Annotated in this window: 16 protein-coding genes; 6 read left to right on the top strand and 10 right to left on the bottom strand. The window is 55.4% G+C overall.

Going from position 1 to position 18,162, the window contains the following annotated elements; translation table 11 throughout:
* Positions 1-70: 70 nt before the first annotated feature.
* Complete coding sequence (locus AC6T8Q_RS00530; protein ID WP_500677231.1) at positions 71-1,084, bottom strand: aspartate-semialdehyde dehydrogenase; 1,014 nt, start codon at positions 1,082-1,084, stop codon at positions 71-73.
* Positions 1,085-1,261: 177 nt separating this feature from the next.
* Between AC6T8Q_RS00530 and AC6T8Q_RS00535 the strand changes: the two genes are divergently transcribed.
* On the top strand, positions 1,262-1,882 hold the full coding sequence (locus AC6T8Q_RS00535; RefSeq protein WP_500677232.1) for a GNAT family N-acetyltransferase: 621 nt from the start codon (positions 1,262-1,264) through the stop codon (positions 1,880-1,882).
* A 2-nt stretch (positions 1,883-1,884) separates the two neighbouring features.
* On the opposite strand, the gene AC6T8Q_RS00540 is transcribed toward AC6T8Q_RS00535, so the two are convergent.
* On the bottom strand, positions 1,885-2,847 hold the full coding sequence (locus AC6T8Q_RS00540; RefSeq protein WP_500677233.1) for a pectinesterase family protein: 963 nt from the start codon (positions 2,845-2,847) through the stop codon (positions 1,885-1,887).
* Positions 2,848-3,036: 189 nt separating this feature from the next.
* Positions 3,037-4,113, bottom strand: a complete 1,077-nt coding sequence (locus tag AC6T8Q_RS00545; RefSeq protein ID WP_500677234.1) for a class I SAM-dependent methyltransferase — start codon at positions 4,111-4,113, stop codon at positions 3,037-3,039.
* 158 nt (positions 4,114-4,271) lie between these two features.
* On the opposite strand from AC6T8Q_RS00545, the gene AC6T8Q_RS00550 reads away from it, so the two are divergent.
* Complete coding sequence (locus AC6T8Q_RS00550) at positions 4,272-5,531, top strand: PQQ-dependent sugar dehydrogenase (RefSeq protein WP_500677235.1); 1,260 nt, start codon at positions 4,272-4,274, stop codon at positions 5,529-5,531.
* Positions 5,532-5,830: 299 nt separating this feature from the next.
* Here the strand turns inward: AC6T8Q_RS00550 and AC6T8Q_RS00555 are convergent, their stop codons facing one another.
* The 6 genes from AC6T8Q_RS00555 to AC6T8Q_RS00580 all read right to left on the bottom strand — a co-directional run bounded on the left by AC6T8Q_RS00555 (position 5,831) and on the right by AC6T8Q_RS00580 (position 12,453).
* Positions 5,831-6,688: an EcsC family protein gene (locus tag AC6T8Q_RS00555; RefSeq protein ID WP_500677236.1), complete on the bottom strand. Its 858-nt coding sequence runs from the start codon at positions 6,686-6,688 to the stop codon at positions 5,831-5,833.
* A gap of 208 nt (positions 6,689-6,896) precedes the next feature.
* Positions 6,897-9,137, bottom strand: coding sequence for a catalase/peroxidase HPI (gene katG / locus AC6T8Q_RS00560; RefSeq protein ID WP_500677237.1), 2,241 nt, complete (start codon positions 9,135-9,137; stop codon positions 6,897-6,899).
* 205 nt (positions 9,138-9,342) lie between these two features.
* Positions 9,343-9,768 carry a Fur family transcriptional regulator gene (locus AC6T8Q_RS00565; protein ID WP_500677238.1) on the bottom strand — a complete coding sequence of 142 codons (426 nt, stop codon included), beginning with the start codon at positions 9,766-9,768 and terminating at the stop codon, positions 9,343-9,345.
* 80 nt (positions 9,769-9,848) lie between these two features.
* A complete protein-coding gene (locus AC6T8Q_RS00570) occupies positions 9,849-10,343 on the bottom strand; it encodes a hypothetical protein (protein WP_500677239.1) in 495 nt (164 codons plus the stop codon).
* Positions 10,344-10,490: 147 nt separating this feature from the next.
* Positions 10,491-10,718 carry a hypothetical protein gene (locus AC6T8Q_RS00575; RefSeq protein WP_500677240.1) on the bottom strand — a complete coding sequence of 76 codons (228 nt, stop codon included), beginning with the start codon at positions 10,716-10,718 and terminating at the stop codon, positions 10,491-10,493.
* 475 nt (positions 10,719-11,193) lie between these two features.
* Positions 11,194-12,453: a 2,3-bisphosphoglycerate-independent phosphoglycerate mutase gene (locus AC6T8Q_RS00580; RefSeq protein WP_500677241.1), complete on the bottom strand. Its 1,260-nt coding sequence runs from the start codon at positions 12,451-12,453 to the stop codon at positions 11,194-11,196.
* 304 nt (positions 12,454-12,757) lie between these two features.
* On the opposite strand from AC6T8Q_RS00580, the gene AC6T8Q_RS00585 reads away from it, so the two are divergent.
* Both AC6T8Q_RS00585 and AC6T8Q_RS00590 read left to right on the top strand, forming a co-directional pair.
* The gene (locus AC6T8Q_RS00585; protein WP_500677242.1) at positions 12,758-14,176 is read left to right on the top strand and encodes a phosphoglucose isomerase-related protein; all 1,419 of its coding nucleotides are present in this window, start codon (positions 12,758-12,760) and stop codon (positions 14,174-14,176) included.
* A 21-nt stretch (positions 14,177-14,197) separates the two neighbouring features.
* A complete protein-coding gene (locus AC6T8Q_RS00590; protein WP_500677243.1) occupies positions 14,198-15,097 on the top strand; it encodes a DUF6263 family protein in 900 nt (299 codons plus the stop codon).
* Between the two features lie 3 nt (positions 15,098-15,100).
* Here the strand turns inward: AC6T8Q_RS00590 and AC6T8Q_RS00595 are convergent, their stop codons facing one another.
* Positions 15,101-15,436, bottom strand: a complete 336-nt coding sequence (locus AC6T8Q_RS00595; protein WP_500677244.1) for a Rieske (2Fe-2S) protein — start codon at positions 15,434-15,436, stop codon at positions 15,101-15,103.
* A 154-nt stretch (positions 15,437-15,590) separates the two neighbouring features.
* Here AC6T8Q_RS00595 and AC6T8Q_RS00600 point away from each other — a divergent pair, with 154 nt between their 5' ends.
* Together AC6T8Q_RS00600 and AC6T8Q_RS00605 are read left to right on the top strand one after the other, a co-directional pair.
* Positions 15,591-15,911 (top strand): MazG nucleotide pyrophosphohydrolase domain-containing protein, encoded by a 321-nt coding sequence (locus AC6T8Q_RS00600; protein ID WP_500677245.1) that lies wholly within the window; start codon positions 15,591-15,593, stop codon positions 15,909-15,911.
* Positions 15,887-18,136 carry a DUF8726 domain-containing protein gene (locus AC6T8Q_RS00605; RefSeq protein WP_500677246.1) on the top strand — a complete coding sequence of 750 codons (2,250 nt, stop codon included), beginning with the start codon at positions 15,887-15,889 and terminating at the stop codon, positions 18,134-18,136. The genes AC6T8Q_RS00600 and AC6T8Q_RS00605 overlap by 25 nt, the downstream gene beginning before the upstream one ends.
* Positions 18,137-18,162: the final 26 nt, after the last annotated feature.

An 18,162-nucleotide genomic window follows, 5' to 3' on the forward strand; every position in this document is an offset into this window, starting at 1 on the left:
TTCCTCGGGTCGCAGAACTCCCCTCGGAATGACATTATTCTATTCTCTGCTTCCACTTGTAAGAAAAAACTTACACAGCCGCTTGTGAGCGAACCAGCAACTCGGCGATTTGCACGGCGTTGGTGGCGGCACCCTTGCGGAGGTTGTCACTTACGCACCAGAAGGCCAAGCCGTTGGGGCTCGAGAGATCTTCGCGGATACGGCCGATGAACACGGCATCGTCGCCACTGCAATTGGCAGGCATAGGATAGACCCCCGCCGCCAAGTCGTCGACAACCTTGATGCCGGGCGTTGCGGCAAACAGTTCGCGTGCTTCAGCCACGGTGATCTTCTTTTCGGTCTCGACCAGAATGCTTTCGCTGTGGCAGTTTTCAACAGGCACGCGCACGCACGTGGGGCAGACTTGAATCGATTCGTCGCCCAAGATCTTGCGGGTCTCGAAGACCATCTTCATTTCTTCGCTCGTGTAGCCTTCGTGCTTGAGCGAACCAATTTGCGGAATGAGATTGAAAGCAATCGGGTGGGCAAAGACCTGATACTTGTAATCTTCTTTTTCCAAAAATGCGCGGCTGCCGGCGATCAAGTCTTCCTGGCCTTGAACCCCTGCTCCGCTCGTAGCTTGATAGGTGCTCACGATGACTCGTTTGATCGTGCCGGCGTCGTGTAGCGGCTTCATCGCCAATACCATCTGAGTCGTTGAGCAGTTCGGGCTGGCGATAATGCCTCGATGGTTGAAAGCTGCTTCGGGATTGATCTCGGGGACAACCAGCGGCACGTTGGGGTCCATCCGCCAGTAACCACTTTCGTCGACGACCACGCAGTCGCGCTCCACGGCCCAAGGACAGAATTCCTTCGCGACCGGATCGGGCGTGCTGCCAATAGCGAGATCGATGTCGTCGAATGCTTCGGGCCGCAGCAACTCGACCTTGTGCTTTTCACCTTTGAACGTGATCGTCGTGCCCGCGGACCGCTCGGAGGCCAGAAATGTGATTTTCGAGTACGGAAAATTCCGTTCTTCCAACATTTGGCGAATCAGGCTTCCCACGGCGCCGGTGGCGCCGACAATGGCGATCGACTCAAACACGGTTGCTCTCCAGGTGAAATGTAGTGTCGGGCGGACAGTCCCCTGCCCTCCCGCGGATGATCGGTTCCCCTACAGACAACGGCGGTCACGGGGAAGTTCGTCATTATAGAATGCGTTGGATTCGGCCACAACGTAGCCTCTTGCGGGTTAGCGGCCTGAAATGGAGTAGATTTCGAGATGCCAACCGCCAACCCACCGGTGATCGAGTCCGCCCACCAAAGTGACGTGCCGCAGATCGCACGGTTGCTTGCCGAAGCATTGCTGAACGATCCCTTACAGCGATGGCTATTTCCAGAGGAGCATTCCCGCCATGCCAAGAGCACACGAGTCTTTCGGCGGTTATTGAAAACGCAGATCGCTGGCGGCCATGTCCGTGTGATTCGCGATGAACATGGCCAACCCGTGAGCGTGGCAGTCTGGACGCCGCCCCACCCCCCTGCCCCGACCCGTTGGGCCCATTATGCCGAGTCCTTATTTATGCGTTGGACCTACGGCCGGCGAATTCATGAAGTCCGCAACGGGTTTACCTCCCTCGCGGCACGGCATCCGCGTGAACCTTATTGGTATTTGCTCGCCTTAGCGACCGCCCCCTCGCACCGCGGCAAGGGCCATGCCGCCCAGTTGCTCGACGAGCGAATCTGCCAGTGCCGCGCGACCAAGGAATTGATCGCGCTCGAAACGTCCCAGTCCCAGAATGTGTCCTATTACCAGAGATTGGGTTTTGTTGTCGAGGATGAACTCCAACTCAACGAGCAGTTTCCCGTGTGGTTGCTCTGCTATCGAAACGAAAATGAATAGCATCAATCGTTCGATGGATTCGGATTCCAACCGTCGTGGCCACCGAGCACGCGCTCCACGGTGAAGAGTGCCGCCGCTTCGGGCGTGAGTTGCTTGGCCCAACGAACTCGTTCATTCTCTTTCGCGCCGTCTCCCTTGCTGCCAAACTCGCAATAACGAGACGTGTATTCGCGGAGCGGTTGGCCCCAATTTTCCCAACCCACGGGGCGCACGACGTTACTCATTTCAGTATTAATGAACGTCACCGCGCTAGAGTCCCGCCACGGCCGGCCGAGATACGTGAGCACACCGGGCTCGCCCGTGATGTGGCAATCGCGAAAGACAAAACCAAATTGCTGCACGTCGGGCGTCGAGGCAGCGGTTATGTAGCCATCTTTCAGACAATGAATGTGGCAGCGTTCAAAGTAAGTTGTCGCACCGCCAAAGATAAAGTCGACGTGCCCTTTGATCGTGCAGTCGGCGAAATACTGCCGGCCGCGATTCACTAGGATGGTGTCTTGCCAACCGAGAAAGTGACAATTGCGAAACGTCGCGCGATCGCCGTCGACTCGCAATGCCAGCGCTTGCCCCACGGGTCCAGCGGAGTTTTCAAACGTCAGATTCTCGGCCTGAAAATCGTCGGCTTCGATGTGCGTCGATGGCGTGCGAAACGTGCCGATCGGTTTGCCGTCGGCCCCCGGCAGATTGGCATGCAAGTGATAAGTGAGAATCGTCGTCGCGGGGTCTTCGCCCACGAGTCGAAAAAATCGTTTTTCGCGCTGCAAGTGAATTTGCTCTTCATACTTGCCAGGCTTGATGCGAATGATCACCGGGCTTTCCGGCCGTCCTTCGGGGACGCTCATCACCGCAGCCTGCACCGATTCAAAGTCGCGGCTCCCATCCTTTGCCACGGTCAGTTCAATGGGCTTCGCGTGGGCAAACGCCGCGAGAATCAATAACAAAACAACACTGAGGAACCGCAACACGAAACGACCTCCCGAAAGAAAAGTAAGAACCGCCAGGCTGCGATTCTAACAAAGACTTCCGGAAGGTCGAAGTGTCAATCAGTCATCCTGAGAGAGCCTAGGCGACCGAAGGATCTAGCTTCAACACCTAGCAGTATTAAGATGCCAAATAAGTGGCCATCCAAATCCCTCTCTCGGGATGACGTTTTATTAACACTGGCACAGGTAATAATAGTTGAGAATATCATGCTCAAGTTCCTCGACGCGCACGTCTTGGAATTCGGCCTCGGCTAGCATTTCCAAGGCTTTCTCTTTACCCCATGCAGCGCCCAACCCCATCCCGCCGCAGGCTAAGGAGACGCTCATGCAGTGCATACACGAAATCGTGTACACCATGGGGGCCATCGGATGATCCAGGTTCTGGTGGACATGACTCGACGCGGCGATGTCTTGCATCAAGTAAACACCGCCGGGTCGTAACGCTTTGCGGATATTTTGCAGCACGATGTCGGGCCGCGCCTGATCGTGAATCGCATCGAACGTGAAGATCAAATCCAACTCTTGGTTCAATTTCCACTGAGCGGCATCTTGCACGTGGAACTGCACGTTGCGTAAGCGCCGCTTCTCAGCGATGGACCGTGCGCTGGAGATCGCTTCGACCGAAAAATCGAGCCCCGTGAATTGGCTGTTGGGAAAACGCTCGGCCATGTGCATCAATGCCAAGCCGCTGCCACAACCAACGTCGGCGACGTTGATGCCCTGTTCCAAGCGATCTTCAATCCCGGGGATCAGCGGCAAAATATGTTCATCGAGTCCCGACACAACCGTGAGCGCGCTTTCCGAGGCCATCACTTCATGGAAGCGCTTGTACGAAGAGTAAGGCACGCCGCGGCCATGCGAAAACGCGGCGGTGACTTCATCTTCTACCGCGCCGAGCACGGCGATCCATTGGGCGACACTCGCGAAATTTTCCACTCCTGCCGCGCGCGTCAGATAAGCCGCGTGCTCTGCCGGGAGACGATATTTTTTGGTCGTGGGATCGTAGTGAATGATCCCGCCCGTGGTCAGCGCACCCAGCCATTCACGAACGTAACGCTCATTGAGCTTGGTTTGTTTGGCGATCTCTTCGCTGGTCGCCGGATTCATCGCGGCCATCTGGTCGAACAACCCCGTCCGATGGCCAATCGAAGTCATCAGCATCAGCGTGGCTTCGTTGACGGCCGTGAGCATGCGCTCGGCAAACGCGCTGCCGTTGGTGGTGGGGGTTTCTAACGTCGTCGTACACATTCTTTCTGTTCCTTATCCAAAATGTCTCTGCCGTGGGCAATTCATTAGGCCTTTTTTCTGCGGCAATCGGCTCATAGTCGATCTGAATATTAAGTGCTAAGATCGTGATTCTGTTACAAAAATTCCCGTTTATCACGAAGAACACAGAGGCTCGCCCCATGGTTCGGCAGTTTTCGACGCTGATTGTCTCGCTGTTTTGGCTAGTTTTATTTGTAACTGTTTCTCCAGCCGATGTGGATACTAGCCCCCTGGCCACCGTCGAAGTCGTGCCAGCATTTCCCAATCTCGAGTGGCCCGATTGGATCACCGGCATCGACGAAGGCAAAATCCGCGATCCCCGACCGATCATAGTCACCGGGGCCGGCGATGGTTCAGGCCGCATGTTCGCGGCCACGCAGTACGGCACGATCCACTTTTTCGACAACAAGCCCGACGCGAGCGAGATGCACACGTTTCTCGACATTCGCGATCGCGTGATGGAATTTAAGCCCCATGAAGCGGAAGAAGGCTTTCTGGGTTTGGCGTTTCATCCCAAGTTCAAAGAGAACGGCGAGTTCTTTGTTTATTACACCCCCAAGCCAACCTCCGAAAGACCTCACGCAATTCGGATTTCGCGGTTCACCGTGAAGAAGGATAACCCCAACGAAGGTGATCCCGACAGCGAAGAAGTGCTGCTCGAAGTCAGCGAGCCCTATTGGAATCACAACGGCGGCACGGTCTTGTTTGGACCGGATGGCTATTTGTACCTCGGCATCGGCGATGGCGGCGCGTGGAACGACCCGCACATGAACGGCCAGAACTTGATGACGCTGTTGGGCAAGGTCGTCCGCATCGACGTCGATCAAAAAGGGAAGCCCAATCAAGAGGGCAAGTCCGCCCCTTATGCGATTCCCGCAGACAATCCGTTTGCAAACGACGGACGATTCGCCAAACCAGAAATTTTTGCTTACGGCGTACGTAATCCGTGGCGGATCACTTTCGACCGCGAAACCGGCCAAGGGTGGATGGCCGACGTGGGCCAAGACACCTGGGAAGAAATCGACTTGCTCGTTAACGGCGGCAACTACGGTTGGAACCTTCGCGAAGGTAAACACAAGTTCGGAGTTGGCGGCGTAGAACCGACCGAGCGTTTGATCGAACCGATTTGGGAGTATCACCACGACGTCGGCAAGTCGATCACCGGCGGCTACGTTTATCGCGGCAAGGAGATCCCCGAACTTCAAGGAGCTTATCTCTACGCCGACTTCGTGACCGGCCAGGTGTGGGCTCTGTGGTATGACGAGGAATCCAAACAAGTCATCGCCAACCGCACGATCCGCGACAAAGGCCCGGTGATTATCACCTTCGGCGAAGACGACAACGGCGAAGTCTATTTCGCGAGTGAGCGCGAAATATTTAAGTTCAAGAAGAAGGAATAGCGAAAATAAAGAGGATTTTAACTTCGCTTCACATTGACTTTAGGTAGCCGTGCGATATTTCTTTCAGACATTCCTGCTATTAGCAGCTACTGGAGAAAGAGATGAACAGCATCGCCACCTTAGTCGTCCTGACCGCCTTTTGCACCGCCTGCATCTTGCTTTTGGCCTGCATCGCCGCAGCCATAAATAACCGAGCCCACAGCGCGAAAAAGCCCAAAAACCGTGTCAGAACATCCCGCGCACCAGAAGCCTTGGTGCCATGTTCCGAGGGCTAAAAGCTAAAAGCTAATAGCTAAAGGCTAACAGCTCTTATACGCATCCATCACGGTTACCGAACCATACTCCCGTTCCAGACGGCGAATCGTAAAGTGAGCCCGGGCGATATCTTGATAATGGCCGATGAAGTAAGTGTTAATCAGCGCCCCGCCGACGGCGCCGATGACCGGAATCGCTTGAGCGGCGAGCTTCTCACTCACCACCAAGCCGAACCGCTTGCCGATCATGTGAATCAGCTGCACCACCGGCGGCGCGGCTCGATCGGCCAGACCATGCTGGGCGACATACTTCGCCGCATCGCCGATTTGTTTTCCCATCGCGATCCGCACGGTCATATAACCAATGTCGGTGCCGTCATCTTTCGTGTCCGGGAAATCTTTGGCCGCTTGGGCGTAAGAGCCGGGATCCAGGGCCAAAACTTCCAAGCACGCCAGCCGCGATTCCAACTGGCTCAAGTCTTCGCCTTGGCTGCGCGCGATATCCGCCACGCTGCGTAGAATCAGCGTCGTGGAAAGCGGCAACTCGGCTGCGACCGATAGCCCCCCAAACGCACCCCCTGCTGCCCCGCTCAGTCCGGCGAGCACCTTGTGCGACATCAGGCGTGCCCTACTCAATCCATAACTCTGTCGGGAAATATTGTCGTGACTCCCCAACGTCGTGACGGCCAGTTCCAGTGCTTTCTCCAGCGATTTATCCACGGCGCTGTAGATAAGCTTCTCCGCCGCAGCCGGCAGCAACTTCAGCGATGCCGTGATCGGCGCCCCCACCAGCTCAGCCAAGCGCTCGGCCAAGCCTTGGTGTTCCAGAATATCCTTCGCCTCGCGCAGTTCTTCCAGAGCGGCAGGCGTAAGTTTCGTCGCAAGCAGTTGGTTGTCAGTCATGCCAAGATTATACGACACACAAACCCAAAGGCGAGCGGCCGATGTTAATCGGCTGCATGATTACTTAATTCGAGTCAAAACCTTCATTCCCCATTCGTGCTATTCGTCCAATTCGTGGTTCCAAAATCCCCATAAAAACAAAGAGGCTAGGGAAACACGATCTCGCATTTCCCTAGCCCCCCAATCTCTAGCTCCCAGGCCCCAAGTCCTACGCCAAATCAAACCGATCCAGATTCATCACCTTATTCCACGCGGCGACAAAATCTTTCACGAACTTCTCCTTGGCATCGCTGCTGCCGTAGACTTCTGCCAGCGCCCGGAGTTGCGAGTTCGAACCAAATAACAGATCGACCCGTGTGCCGGTCCATTTGGTTTCGCCCGACTTGCGGCACTTGCCTTGGAACTCGTCGGCCTCGTGGCTGGTGGGTGACCATTCGATCCCCATGTTCAACAGGTTCACGAAGAAATCGTTGGTGAGCTTGGCGGGTTCTGTGGTGAACACGCCGTGACAATCCTTGCCGGCATTCGCGCCCAACACCCGCATACCGCCGACGAGCACCGTCATCTCGGGCGGAGTGAGCGTCAACAACTGTGCCTTGTCGATCAGCAACGCCTCGGCGGGAATCGTGTACTTACCCTTGAGATAGTTGCGAAACCCATCGGCGATTGGCTCCATTACGTCGAACGATTCCACGTCGGTCTGCTCTTGCGAAGCATCCATGCGGCCCGGGGTGAAGGGAACCGTCACTGCGACTCCAGCGTCCTTCGCGGCTTTCTCGACCGCGGCACATCCACCCAGCACGATCAAGTCGGCGAGCGAAACCTTTTTGCTCCCCTTATTGAACTCGCTTTGAATCCCTTCCAAGGCCTTGAGAACCTTGGCGAGCTGCGCCGTCTGATTGACTTCCCAATCCTTCTGCGGGCTCAACCGAATCCGCGCGCCATTTGCACCGCCTCGCTTGTCCGAACCGCGGAACGTCGAAGCCGAGGCCCACGCCGTTAAAACCAATTCCGTCACCGACAACCCTGAGCCAAGAATCTTGCTCTTGAGCGCCGCGACGTCTTTGTCATCCACCAGCGGATGATCGACCTTGGGGATTGGATCTTGCCAAATCAATTCTTCCGCCGGAACCTCGGGGCCGAGATACCGCGCGCGGGGTCCCATGTCGCGATGGGTCAGCTTGAACCAAGCGCGGGAGAAGGCTTCGGCGAATTGGTTAGGATTTTCCATGAACCGACGTGAAATCTTTTCATAAGTTGGATCAAACCGCAGGGCCAAGTCGGTCGTCAACATCGTCGGCAAACGCTTCTTCGTCTTATCTTGGGCAAAGGGGATCGTTGCCTCGGCATTCTTGGCCACCCACTGATGCGCGCCGGCTGGGCTCTTGGTCAATTCCCATTCATGGCCGAACAGGTTTTCAAAGAAACCCATCCCCCACTTGGTCGGCGTCGATGTCCACGTGACTTCCAAGCCGCTCGTGATCGTGTCGTCGCCCTTGCCCGTGCCGAATCGGTTCTTCCAGCCGAAGCCCTGTTCTTCCAAGCCGGCCGCTTCGGGTTCAGGACCCACATTGTCCGCCGTTGCTGCACCGTGAGTCTTGCCGAACGTGTGACCACCGGCAATCAGCGCGACCGTTTCCTCGTCGTTCATCGCCATCCGCGCGAACGTCTCGCGGATATCAACTGCCGCCTTGAGTGGATCGGGATTGCCGTCGGGACCTTCGGGGTTCACATAAATGAGACCCATCTGCACCGCGGCCAGCGGATTCTCCAACTTGCGACTGTGAATGTCGCCGTCGGCGTCATCTTCCGAAACTAACACGGGGCCAGCTTCCGAAACACCTTCGCTCCCATCCTTATAGCGAACGTCGCCGCCGAGCCAGGTTTTTTCCGCACCCCAATAAACGTCTTGATCTGGTTCCCAAACATCTTCGCGACCACCGCCGTAGCCAAAAGTCTTAAAGCCCATGGTCTCGAGCGCGACGTTGCCGGTAAGAATCAACAGGTCGGCCCACGAAATCTTGCGACCATACTTTTGCTTGATCGGCCAGAGCAATCGCCGGGCTTTGTCGAGGCTCACATTGTCGGGCCAACTGTTGAGCGGCGCGAAACGCTGCTGACCTCGGCCGCCACCACCGCGACCATCACCCGTGCGATACGTCCCCGCGCTGTGCCAGGCCATGCGAATGAACAGCGGGCCGTAGTGACCGAAGTCGGCGGGCCACCAATCTTGGGATTCGGTCATCAACGCCGCAAGATCTTTTTTCAGCGCCGCGAAATCGAGGCTTTTGAATTCCTCGGCATAGTTGAAATCTTCGCCCATGGGGTCGGACTTCGACGAGTGTTGCCGCAGCAAGTCGATCCGCAGTTGGTTGGGCCACCAATCACGATTCGTGGTGCCGCCCCCGGCCGTGTGCTTGAACGGGCATTGCGCTTCGTTTTCGGACATGAGAATTCTCCCTAGTGTTACTAGTTAGTCTGGCGTTTTTTTATTTAACCACGAAACACACGAATGACACGAAAAGAAAGAAGTTAACCGCTCATGTTCGCTAATAAAACGCTTATGAATTTATTAGCGAACATTAGCGTGGATTAGCGGTTTGATCTTTGTCTTTTTTGTGTATTTCGTGTGTTTCGTGGTTTCAAAATTGTATTTACTCTGTCGTTGCCGCCCGGCATTCCGGACAGGTTCCCCAATAGATCACCTCGGCCTCGTCGATCAGGTAACCCGAGTCCGCCACGGCGGTCAAGCAGGGTGTTTCTCCCACGGCACAATCGACGTCGACCGTCTTACCGCACGCGCGGCAAATCAAGTGGTGGTGATTGTCACCAACGCGATCTTCATAGCGAGCCGGCGACCCCGCGGGCTGAATCCGCCGAATGAGCCCCTTCTCGGCGAGCATCCCCAGGGCATCGTAGACCGCCTGCCGCGAAATCGAACCAATCTCGCCGCGTACTTCCTCGGCCACATCGTCCGCCGTCGAGTGCGGCCGCAGAGCCACAGCCCGCAGCACTGCCAGCCGTTGCGCCGTAATTTGCAGGCCATTTTCCCGGAGAAATTGAGCAGGATCGGAGATCATGCCCCGAATGTACAGGAATTCTGGACTTTGTCAAGAATTGGATTAAGGCTGGGTTTGGGCGCCAGAATTTGATCAGAAAATTAGGTAGTGCCCGCCTGCTTTTTAAACTCATCGTAGTAACTATTGCTAGTCGCCTCGTCTCCAAGAGCAATATTGTACATCACGCTCAACATGAGAATTGGGCCGGGCGTTATTTCTAGATCATTAACTTCTACGCCATCGAAATCAGGATTTGTTGGTAGTTCAACATTTTTGATCCACCAAACCTCTATCTTGTTATACAAGCTAAACATTTGGTTAAAGCAGTCCTCAAAGTCAGTAGGCATTCCCAAGGAACTCACGTTAGCAAAAAGCTCATGAGCGAGAGTGTTTCGGCAAGCCTTTATTCTGTTGAATAATTTGATATCTGACGTTTCGATAGCATTATGTTCACAAAGCCACTCAAGTGAGGCATAGAGTTTACTCTTGTTTCGTGAAAGTACTTCCCTTTGATAGCTTGGGCTTATCTTCTCACCGTTCTCGTCAAAGCCACCCCAATAGAAGTCACGAATTCTCGAAACTATATTTTCCTTCATGCATTCAAAAGCAGCAATGTAAACCGAGGCTTGGGTGAGTCGAGATCGTAGTATTTCAGGGTTTAGAAAATCCTCCCATGCCTTTCTTACTGATTCGTCTACTTTTTTGTTTCCATCGTCTACATGCTCTCAAAGGAATTCGAAAGTCTATTTAAGCCCAACAATACATGAGATGCCTAACAGTTCTAACTTCGCCGCCAACTGTTGTGCCGCTGCATCGCATTGGCAAGTTATCGTTGTAGGAACATCGTCCAGCAGATTGTCGATTGCCCGCTTACCTTCTGTTAGGCCTAACTTTCCTTCAGTTGCGAGTAGCTTGTCGGCTTCTACTTTTTGCATTCCTTCACGCCACGAATGTAAGGTTACCGTTGCCATGTTACTCCTGCGGTTGATATTTCGATTGTAGTCAATCCAGTAAGGGAATTATTACCATGGAATTGATTAGTTGCGTACCCCTTCTTAATCCCGCAGGGATGGCAGCCAATAGCCGGGGGTAAGGCTAGGCGAGTTTTACGAGCCTGGACGCCACCCACGGGTTCTCTTCAGTCACGAAGTGGCGCCCCTAAGACAGCCCAGGGCACCGCCCTGGGTGGAATTGTCCCCCGATGATGGTTAGCCCTGTAAGGGCGGCACTATCTGCGGCGTCGACTAATAGCGCCCCTTCAGGGCTTCCGTTTATGTTGCACCGCATTCCCAGGGCTGCGCCCTGAACTATCTTATGGCCGACCCTGCGGGCCTGAAGAGATTGCTTGTGCTCGATCCCAGACGGAAAGACAATTCTCTGTTCGTTCCAGAAAAGCCCTCCCCTAGCCCCTCCCACTGAGTACAGCGGGAGGGGGATAAGAAGAGCTTACGCTCCAAACTTGTTGAGCCGACCGGCGTTCGCCAGCGCGAGCACCATGAGGTACTTCGCTTCGAACTGGCCGAGGCCGCCTTTGAGGCATTCCGCTTCGCCGAATGTTTCGCAACCGTCGGTGCGGCAGTTGGGTGCCACGAGCAGCGTCGGCACGGCATGCCAACTGTGGCTGGCGAGCATGCTCGGCGTGCTGTGGTCGCCGGTGCAGATGAACACGTCGGGCTTGAGAGCCATGATCCGCGGCACGCAGGCGTCGACTTCTTCGGTGCGTTTCACCTTCGCATCGAAGTTGCCGTCCTCGCCGGTGCTGTCGGTGTATTTGAAATGAATGAAGAAGAAGTCGTACTTCGCCCAATTCTCTTCGAGCACGGCCATCTGCTCGTCGAGCGTTTGGGCGTCGCCGAGGATGTCCATGCCCACGAGCCGCGCGAGACCCTTGTACATCGGATACACGGCGATCGCACCGGCGCGCAAGCCGTAGACTTCGTCGTAGCTGGGGAGGCTGGGCTTGGAGGAGACACCACGGAGCGTACAGCAATTGGCTTTGAGCTCACCCGCCAAGAGTTCCTTGGCTTGTTTGATAAATTCGGCGGCGACCTGGGCGGTCTTTTCGCTGTCGAGATTCGTGGCCCGTGGTTCGAGGGGTGGTACGCCAATCATTTGCGGATCGGTATCGGCGAGATTACCTCCGAGACCCGGTCCACGGAACACGACCACGAAACGATGCTCCTTGACGGGTTCGACGAAGACTTCGACTCCCGCAATGGAAACTTGCCGAAGCCTGATGGCGAGCGGCGCGGATTCTTCGCTCGCGATGCGGCCCGCGCGGCGGTCGGAAATATTGCCGTTGTCATCGATCGTGCAAAAGTTAGCGCGGATCGCAACGTCGCCTTCCTGCAACTTAAAACCAATGCCCGTGGCTTCGAGCGCGCCGCGGCCGATGAGATATTGCAGAGGATCGTAACCAAACAAACCCAAGTGACCAGGACCGCTGCCGGGGCTGATGCCGGGCTTTACGGGAATGCTGCTGCCGAGAATTCCCTGTTTCGCCAAAGCATCGAGATTGGGAGTCTTGGCGGTTTCGAGTTCCGTGAGTCCGCCGGGATGTTGAGGCAAGCCGCCGAGTCCATCGGCGACGAGCATCACGATTTTGGTGTTGTTTTTGATGTGCAGTTGGCGGGTCAGTTCGTGCATATCCATGGCGGTGAGTGGCAAGCAGTTGAAGGTGATGTTGAAAGACGAAAATCGACCCATACTATCGTCACGATCCGGGGCGATATGGCAAGGGCTGCAAGTTTTGTGATACTCCTAAATCCAGGCTTTGTAACCACTAAGACACAAAGAACACAAAGCAGACGAACTTTTATCAAAAGCCAATATAAATGAACAATCTGCTTGTGATTCGCAATGAAAAAGTCGCCTTAGTGTCCTTCGTACCTTGGTGGTAAAAAAATTTGACTGCTATCTCCCTAGCCGGGGATATGACGATTTCAGTTAGTGCGGTTAGAATCGTCGGTTCTCGCCCTGCCCTGCTTGATTTCTTGGAAAGGAACCTGTGATGGCTGCTGTCACGATTACTTACGATCCCAGTGGTGTGTATCTTCCGGATCATGGATTGTCCCGCGATGCGTTGGGGAAGATCGCGCCGAAGCTGTTGGCGGCACGGAATGAAGTGCTCGCCGATGCCAAGCTGTGGGCCGACGGCGGCGCGGTTCCGATGGATAAACAACCCCTCGATGCGGGCTTTCATTACATGCCCGATCGATTGCTGGCCGAGTACGAAGCGAAAGGCCCCGAGAGCGAAGTGGGCCGAATCATCGCCACGGCTAACCGACTGGCGGCGGTGATCGATCGCGCGGTGCTGTTGGGGATCGGCGGTTCCTACATGGGGGCGCGGGCGTTGCTCGAAGCCTGCTGCCATCCCTACTACAACGAACTATCGCGCGAAGCCCGGGGAAATCGTCCGCGGATTAGCTTTGAAGGGAACAACGTCGATAACGATGCCCTCAGTGGATTGTTCGACGTGCTGCCCGATGTGGTGTCGCCGGGCAATCTCGCGGAGCGTTGGGGGATCGTGGTCATCAGCAAAAGCGGCGGAACGTTGGAAACGGCGGCAGCGTTTCGGATCTTGCTGAAAAGACTGGCGGACTCGTTGGGGAGCAATCGGGCACAACTTGCTGAGTTGGTTGTTCCTGTCACAGGTACGAACGGCAAGTTGTTTGATCTGGCGACTGCGATTGGCTGCCGCGAGATGTTCCCCGTTCCAGATGGTGTGGGGGGACGCTTCTCGGTGCTGTCGGCGGTCGGTTTGTTGCCTGCTGCGATCATGGGGCTCGACATCGTCAAACTCCTTGAAGGCGCCAAGGCGATGAACGAACAATTCGCCACCGCCGCCGTGGGCGAGAATGTCACGCTCGATTACACGGGCATCTGCCATTTGATGGAAGTAGAACGCGGCTGTGATATTCGTTTGATGTCGACCTGGGGCAAGCGGCTTGAAGCGTTGGGCCTGTGGTACGACCAACTGCTTTCCGAAAGTCTCGGTAAGCACGAACGGGGCGCGATGCCGCTCACGGTCGTGAACACCCGCGATCTGCATTCCCGCGGTCAGCAACATCAGGAAGGCAAACGCGACAAACTGATCACCAACGTGATCGTCGAGAAATTGAAGACCAAGCCGGTCGCCATCGGCGAAAGTGAGCTCAACCAAGACGGCCTCAACGAACTGGCCGACAAGACGCTCCCCGAAATTCTCTCGGCGGCCACTCAAGGCACGAACCAAGCCTACCGCGAAGATAATCGGCCCACGACGGCGCTGCACTTGCCGGAGATCGATGAATTTGTGATGGGGCAGGTGTTTCAGATGTTTATGTTGGCGACGGTCGTCGAAGGTCGGATGATCGGCATCAATCCCTACGGCCAACCCGGCGTGGAAGCGTATAAGAAGAATATGAACGCAATCCTGCGGGGTAAGTGATCAAATTAAGGAGAGGCGGCAATGAGGCTCGTTTCGTTTGCGATTGTGATTGTTACGCTAGGGTTGCAAGCCACTCTTGCTTCTGCCGTGACGCTCGCTTGGAAATTTACATCGGGTGAAGAACAGAATTACCGTGTTTTGCAATCGGCCAAGTTGTCGGCTGGTCCCGAGGACGACGTCAAGCAGTTCGCCACGGTTGAACAAGAACTTGAGCTGACTTGGAAAGTGCTGGAAGTGAACGACGACGGCAGCGCGCAGATTTCGCTACAAGTCTCGGCATTTTCCTTTTTGGCCGAAGGACCCGACGGACAGGAAGTTCGCTATGACAGCGATTCCACCGAAGAGCCGCAAGGGTACGCGGCGATGCTGCTGCCCATCGGCAAGCGACTGACCGCTTCGCCGGTCACGCTGACGATGTCGCCGCGCGGTGCGGTCAGTGATGTCAAAATCATCGACGAGTTGAGCGAAGCCGTGAAGTCGGTGCCGGGAGGCAAGAAATTTGCGCAAGATGGCGGGCTCAAAAGTTTTGAAACACTCGCACTCCTGGGCGCGCCGGTGTTGCTGCCCGAGGGCGATATCGCAACCGGCGCGCGCTGGTTGGAGAGTCGTGAAATCACATTTCCGGTCTTGGGTCAGATCAAGGCCGAGTTTGCTTACGTTTTGAGAAATCCCATCAATCCCGCGCAAGTGACGATCGAGCAGATGATGTCGATCAATATCACTGAAGCAGAAGGCGTTGAACGGTTGAAGCTGGTGGATCAAAGTTCAACCGGCACGATGGTCTTCGACGTGGAGAATGGTCGCCCCGAGAATTCCACGCTCACCTACGAAGCCAAGTTTGATCAGCCGAATAGTGCTGAAGGCAGCATGAAGCTGGAACATTCGATTGAGTTTCGCCGCGTGGCGGATGATTCGCAGTAAATCTCATTCGGCAGGTTTCTTGTTCCGATCGACAAGCTGGACTTGGATTTCGTCACCCACGACTCGCGTGGGATAGGACGGAATCTTCAGCCGAGGATTGTCCCGCCAAGTGCCGTCGCAAACATCGAAGCACCAAGCATGCCACGGGCAAATGACGGATCCATCTTCCTGGAGTTGACCCGCCCCCAGCGAAGCTCCCATGTGCGGGCAGAGGTCGTCGATGGCGTGATACTCGCCCCCGCGATTGAAGACGGCGACCAATTGCTTGCCGATGGCGAAAGTCCCCCCCTGCCCTTCCCGAATGGCTCCCACTTTGGCGACGGTAACGAATTCGGACATGTCGGGGGAATCTCGCAGAAGTTTCTTGGGCGAAACATCCAGAATATCGTTGAAACTTATGCCGTCCTAGCCCGCAGTGAATATGTGTCTGGTTGAAAGCCGATTTGCTGACTATCTTAATGTTTTACGCCGCTTGACTCGATTCGACTCCATCATGTCCAATTCCACGCCCAACATCTCGCTTCGTGACTTCCAGCAACTCATTCGCGGAATGTATCACGAGAAAGACGTGGCGCGGGGTGTGGATGGCACGTTCATGTGGTTGATGGAAGAAGTCGGCGAATTGGCCGCCTCGTTGCGTGAAGGAACTCGCGCCGAACAAGCTGCTGAGTTTGCCGACGTGCTGGCCTGGCTGACGACGATTGCCAACGTGGCGGAAATCGATCTCACGGCGGCGGTGGTCGAAAAGTATGGTTCGGGTTGCCCCGGCTGCGGCCTGTTGGTTTGCACATGCGACGACGCGGAGAAGCCGTGATTTTCTACCTGCGTCACATGCTTTTGCTTGGTGTTGTCCTGGCGTCGACTGCGCTCAACCAAGCCCACGCGCAGGATGCGGCGATCACCGGCGTGCAAATCGGGTTTGCCGATAACTATAAGCTTGGTTGCTGGACCCCCGTAGAAGTGGAATTTATGGGCGGTCCAAAACCTGTTGTCGGCATGGTGACCGTGACGGTTCCCGATGGCGATGGCGTGCCAACCACGGTGATGAGTCCTCAAAATCGTCCCGTGGCTCTTGAGCCAGGTAAGGAATCGACTGTCCGCCTGTTTGTGCGCGTTGGTCAAAACTATAGCCCTCTCACCGTAAAATTTATTGATAGCGAAGGCGAAGTCGTCGTCGATCGCACATTTCGAGCGGCCGCGACGGCCAGCGAAGGTGCTTTGCCGACGGGGCTTCCCGCCACGAACTTGCTCTACGTCGAGTTTGGCCCGCCGCTTGGTTTGGCCGATCTGACAGTCAGCGAAAATCAAGATGAGCTCGCGCAGACTCGCGTCGCACGCGTTGATAGTGCCATCGATCTGCCGACGGAATGGTATGGTTATGAAGGGGTTGATATGGTCGTGCTGACGACCTCGCGGCCCGATTTGTATCGTCCCCTGACCCAGAATCCGGCGCGAGTCGAAGCCTTACGGCAATGGGTCGAACGCGGTGGCAAGCTGGTCATCTTCTGCGGTTCGCAGGCCGACGAGTTGCTCGTCGAGGGAGGCGCACTCGCCTCATTACTGCCCGGCCAATTCACCGAGACCGTCGTTCTTGAACAATCGCAGCCGATAGAAGCCTTTAGCGGTGCGGAGGAATCGATTACTCCGACGCGGCGCGTTGATTTTCGCGTGCCGATGTTCAGCGAGATTCGTGGCAAAGTTCTCGCGAGCGCCAAACGCGGTCAAACCGACGTGCCGCTAGTAATTCGTTCCTATCTTGGGTTTGGTGAACTCACCTTTGTGGGTTTGGACTTTGATCGGCCACCGCTGGTGGGTTGGCCCGGTCGTAAAAGCTTTTTGGCGAAAGCACTTGATCTCGCCACCGAATCGAATTCGCAACAGCCCAACGCCGGCGCTACAGTCGTAAATAGCGACGACCTCATAACCCAAGTTCGTACAACGCTCGACGACTCGTTCGTGGGGGTCGATCCCGTGCCGTTCGCGCTCGTGGCTTTGCTGGTCATCGGATACATCTTGCTGATCGGACCGGGCGACTATTTTTTGGTCAACAAGATTTTCAAGCGGCCTGAAATCACTTGGATCAGTTTTCCCATTATGGTCGTGGCGGTATCGGCCTTGGCCTATTGGTATGCGAATTGGCAGAAGGGTGATCAGCTGCGTGTCAATCAGGTGGAATTCGTCGACGTGGATGCGGCGACTGGTTTTACACGCGGAACCGTTTGGACGCATTTCTTCACACCACGCGTGGATGAGTTTGATTTGTCGCTCGCACCTGCGTTTCTTAAGAACCAAAAACTTGATGACAGCCAAGAAATCGTGGCGTGGCTTGGCCAACCAGGATACGCCTTAGGCGGAATGCAAAACACGAGCGGACAGACGGGCCTGTTTGATCGCGGTTACGCTTTTAATCCGGCGCTCGATGAAATGCTCGGCGTGCCCGTACAATTGTGGTCGACCAAGACCATTACGTCGCGTTGGTCTTCGGAAGTCACCCCTCCCTTGGAAGCAACACTCAATCGGACCGACGAGCAGTTGTTGTTGGGACAAATCGTCAACTCAGCTGATATGGCTCTCAATGATTGCGTTTTGCTTTACGGGCAATGGGCCTGGAATTTGGGATCGATTGCCGCGGGATCGGCGGTCAATATGGCCGACGCCAGCCAGCCTCGCACCGTGCGGACTTTGCTCACCAATGCCACGGCCGGTGAAACCACCATTACAGATACGGCCGATGATGGCACGGTTCCTTTCCGATTGGCGAATGCCGATATCACCCGGTTGGCCAAAACAATTATGTTTTTCGATGCGGTGAATGGTCAGCGCTATGCGGGCATGTTAAGCCGTTATCAATCGTTTTTGGATATGAGTCATCTGCTCGAACAGCCGGATCTCGCGATTGTGCTCGCCAAAGTCCAAACATCTGGCAGCCAATGGCAGGATGGAGATAAGCCGCTCAGCAGCGATAAAGAACAGGAAAACAATCGGAATTGGACGTTTTATCGATTCGTCGTGCCTGTCGGACCACTCGTGGAACAATAAACTTAATGGTGTCGCAACGCCCTGTT

This window comes from Bythopirellula sp. (assembly GCF_041737835.1).
Lineage (GTDB): Bacteria > Planctomycetota > Planctomycetia > Pirellulales > Lacipirellulaceae > Bythopirellula.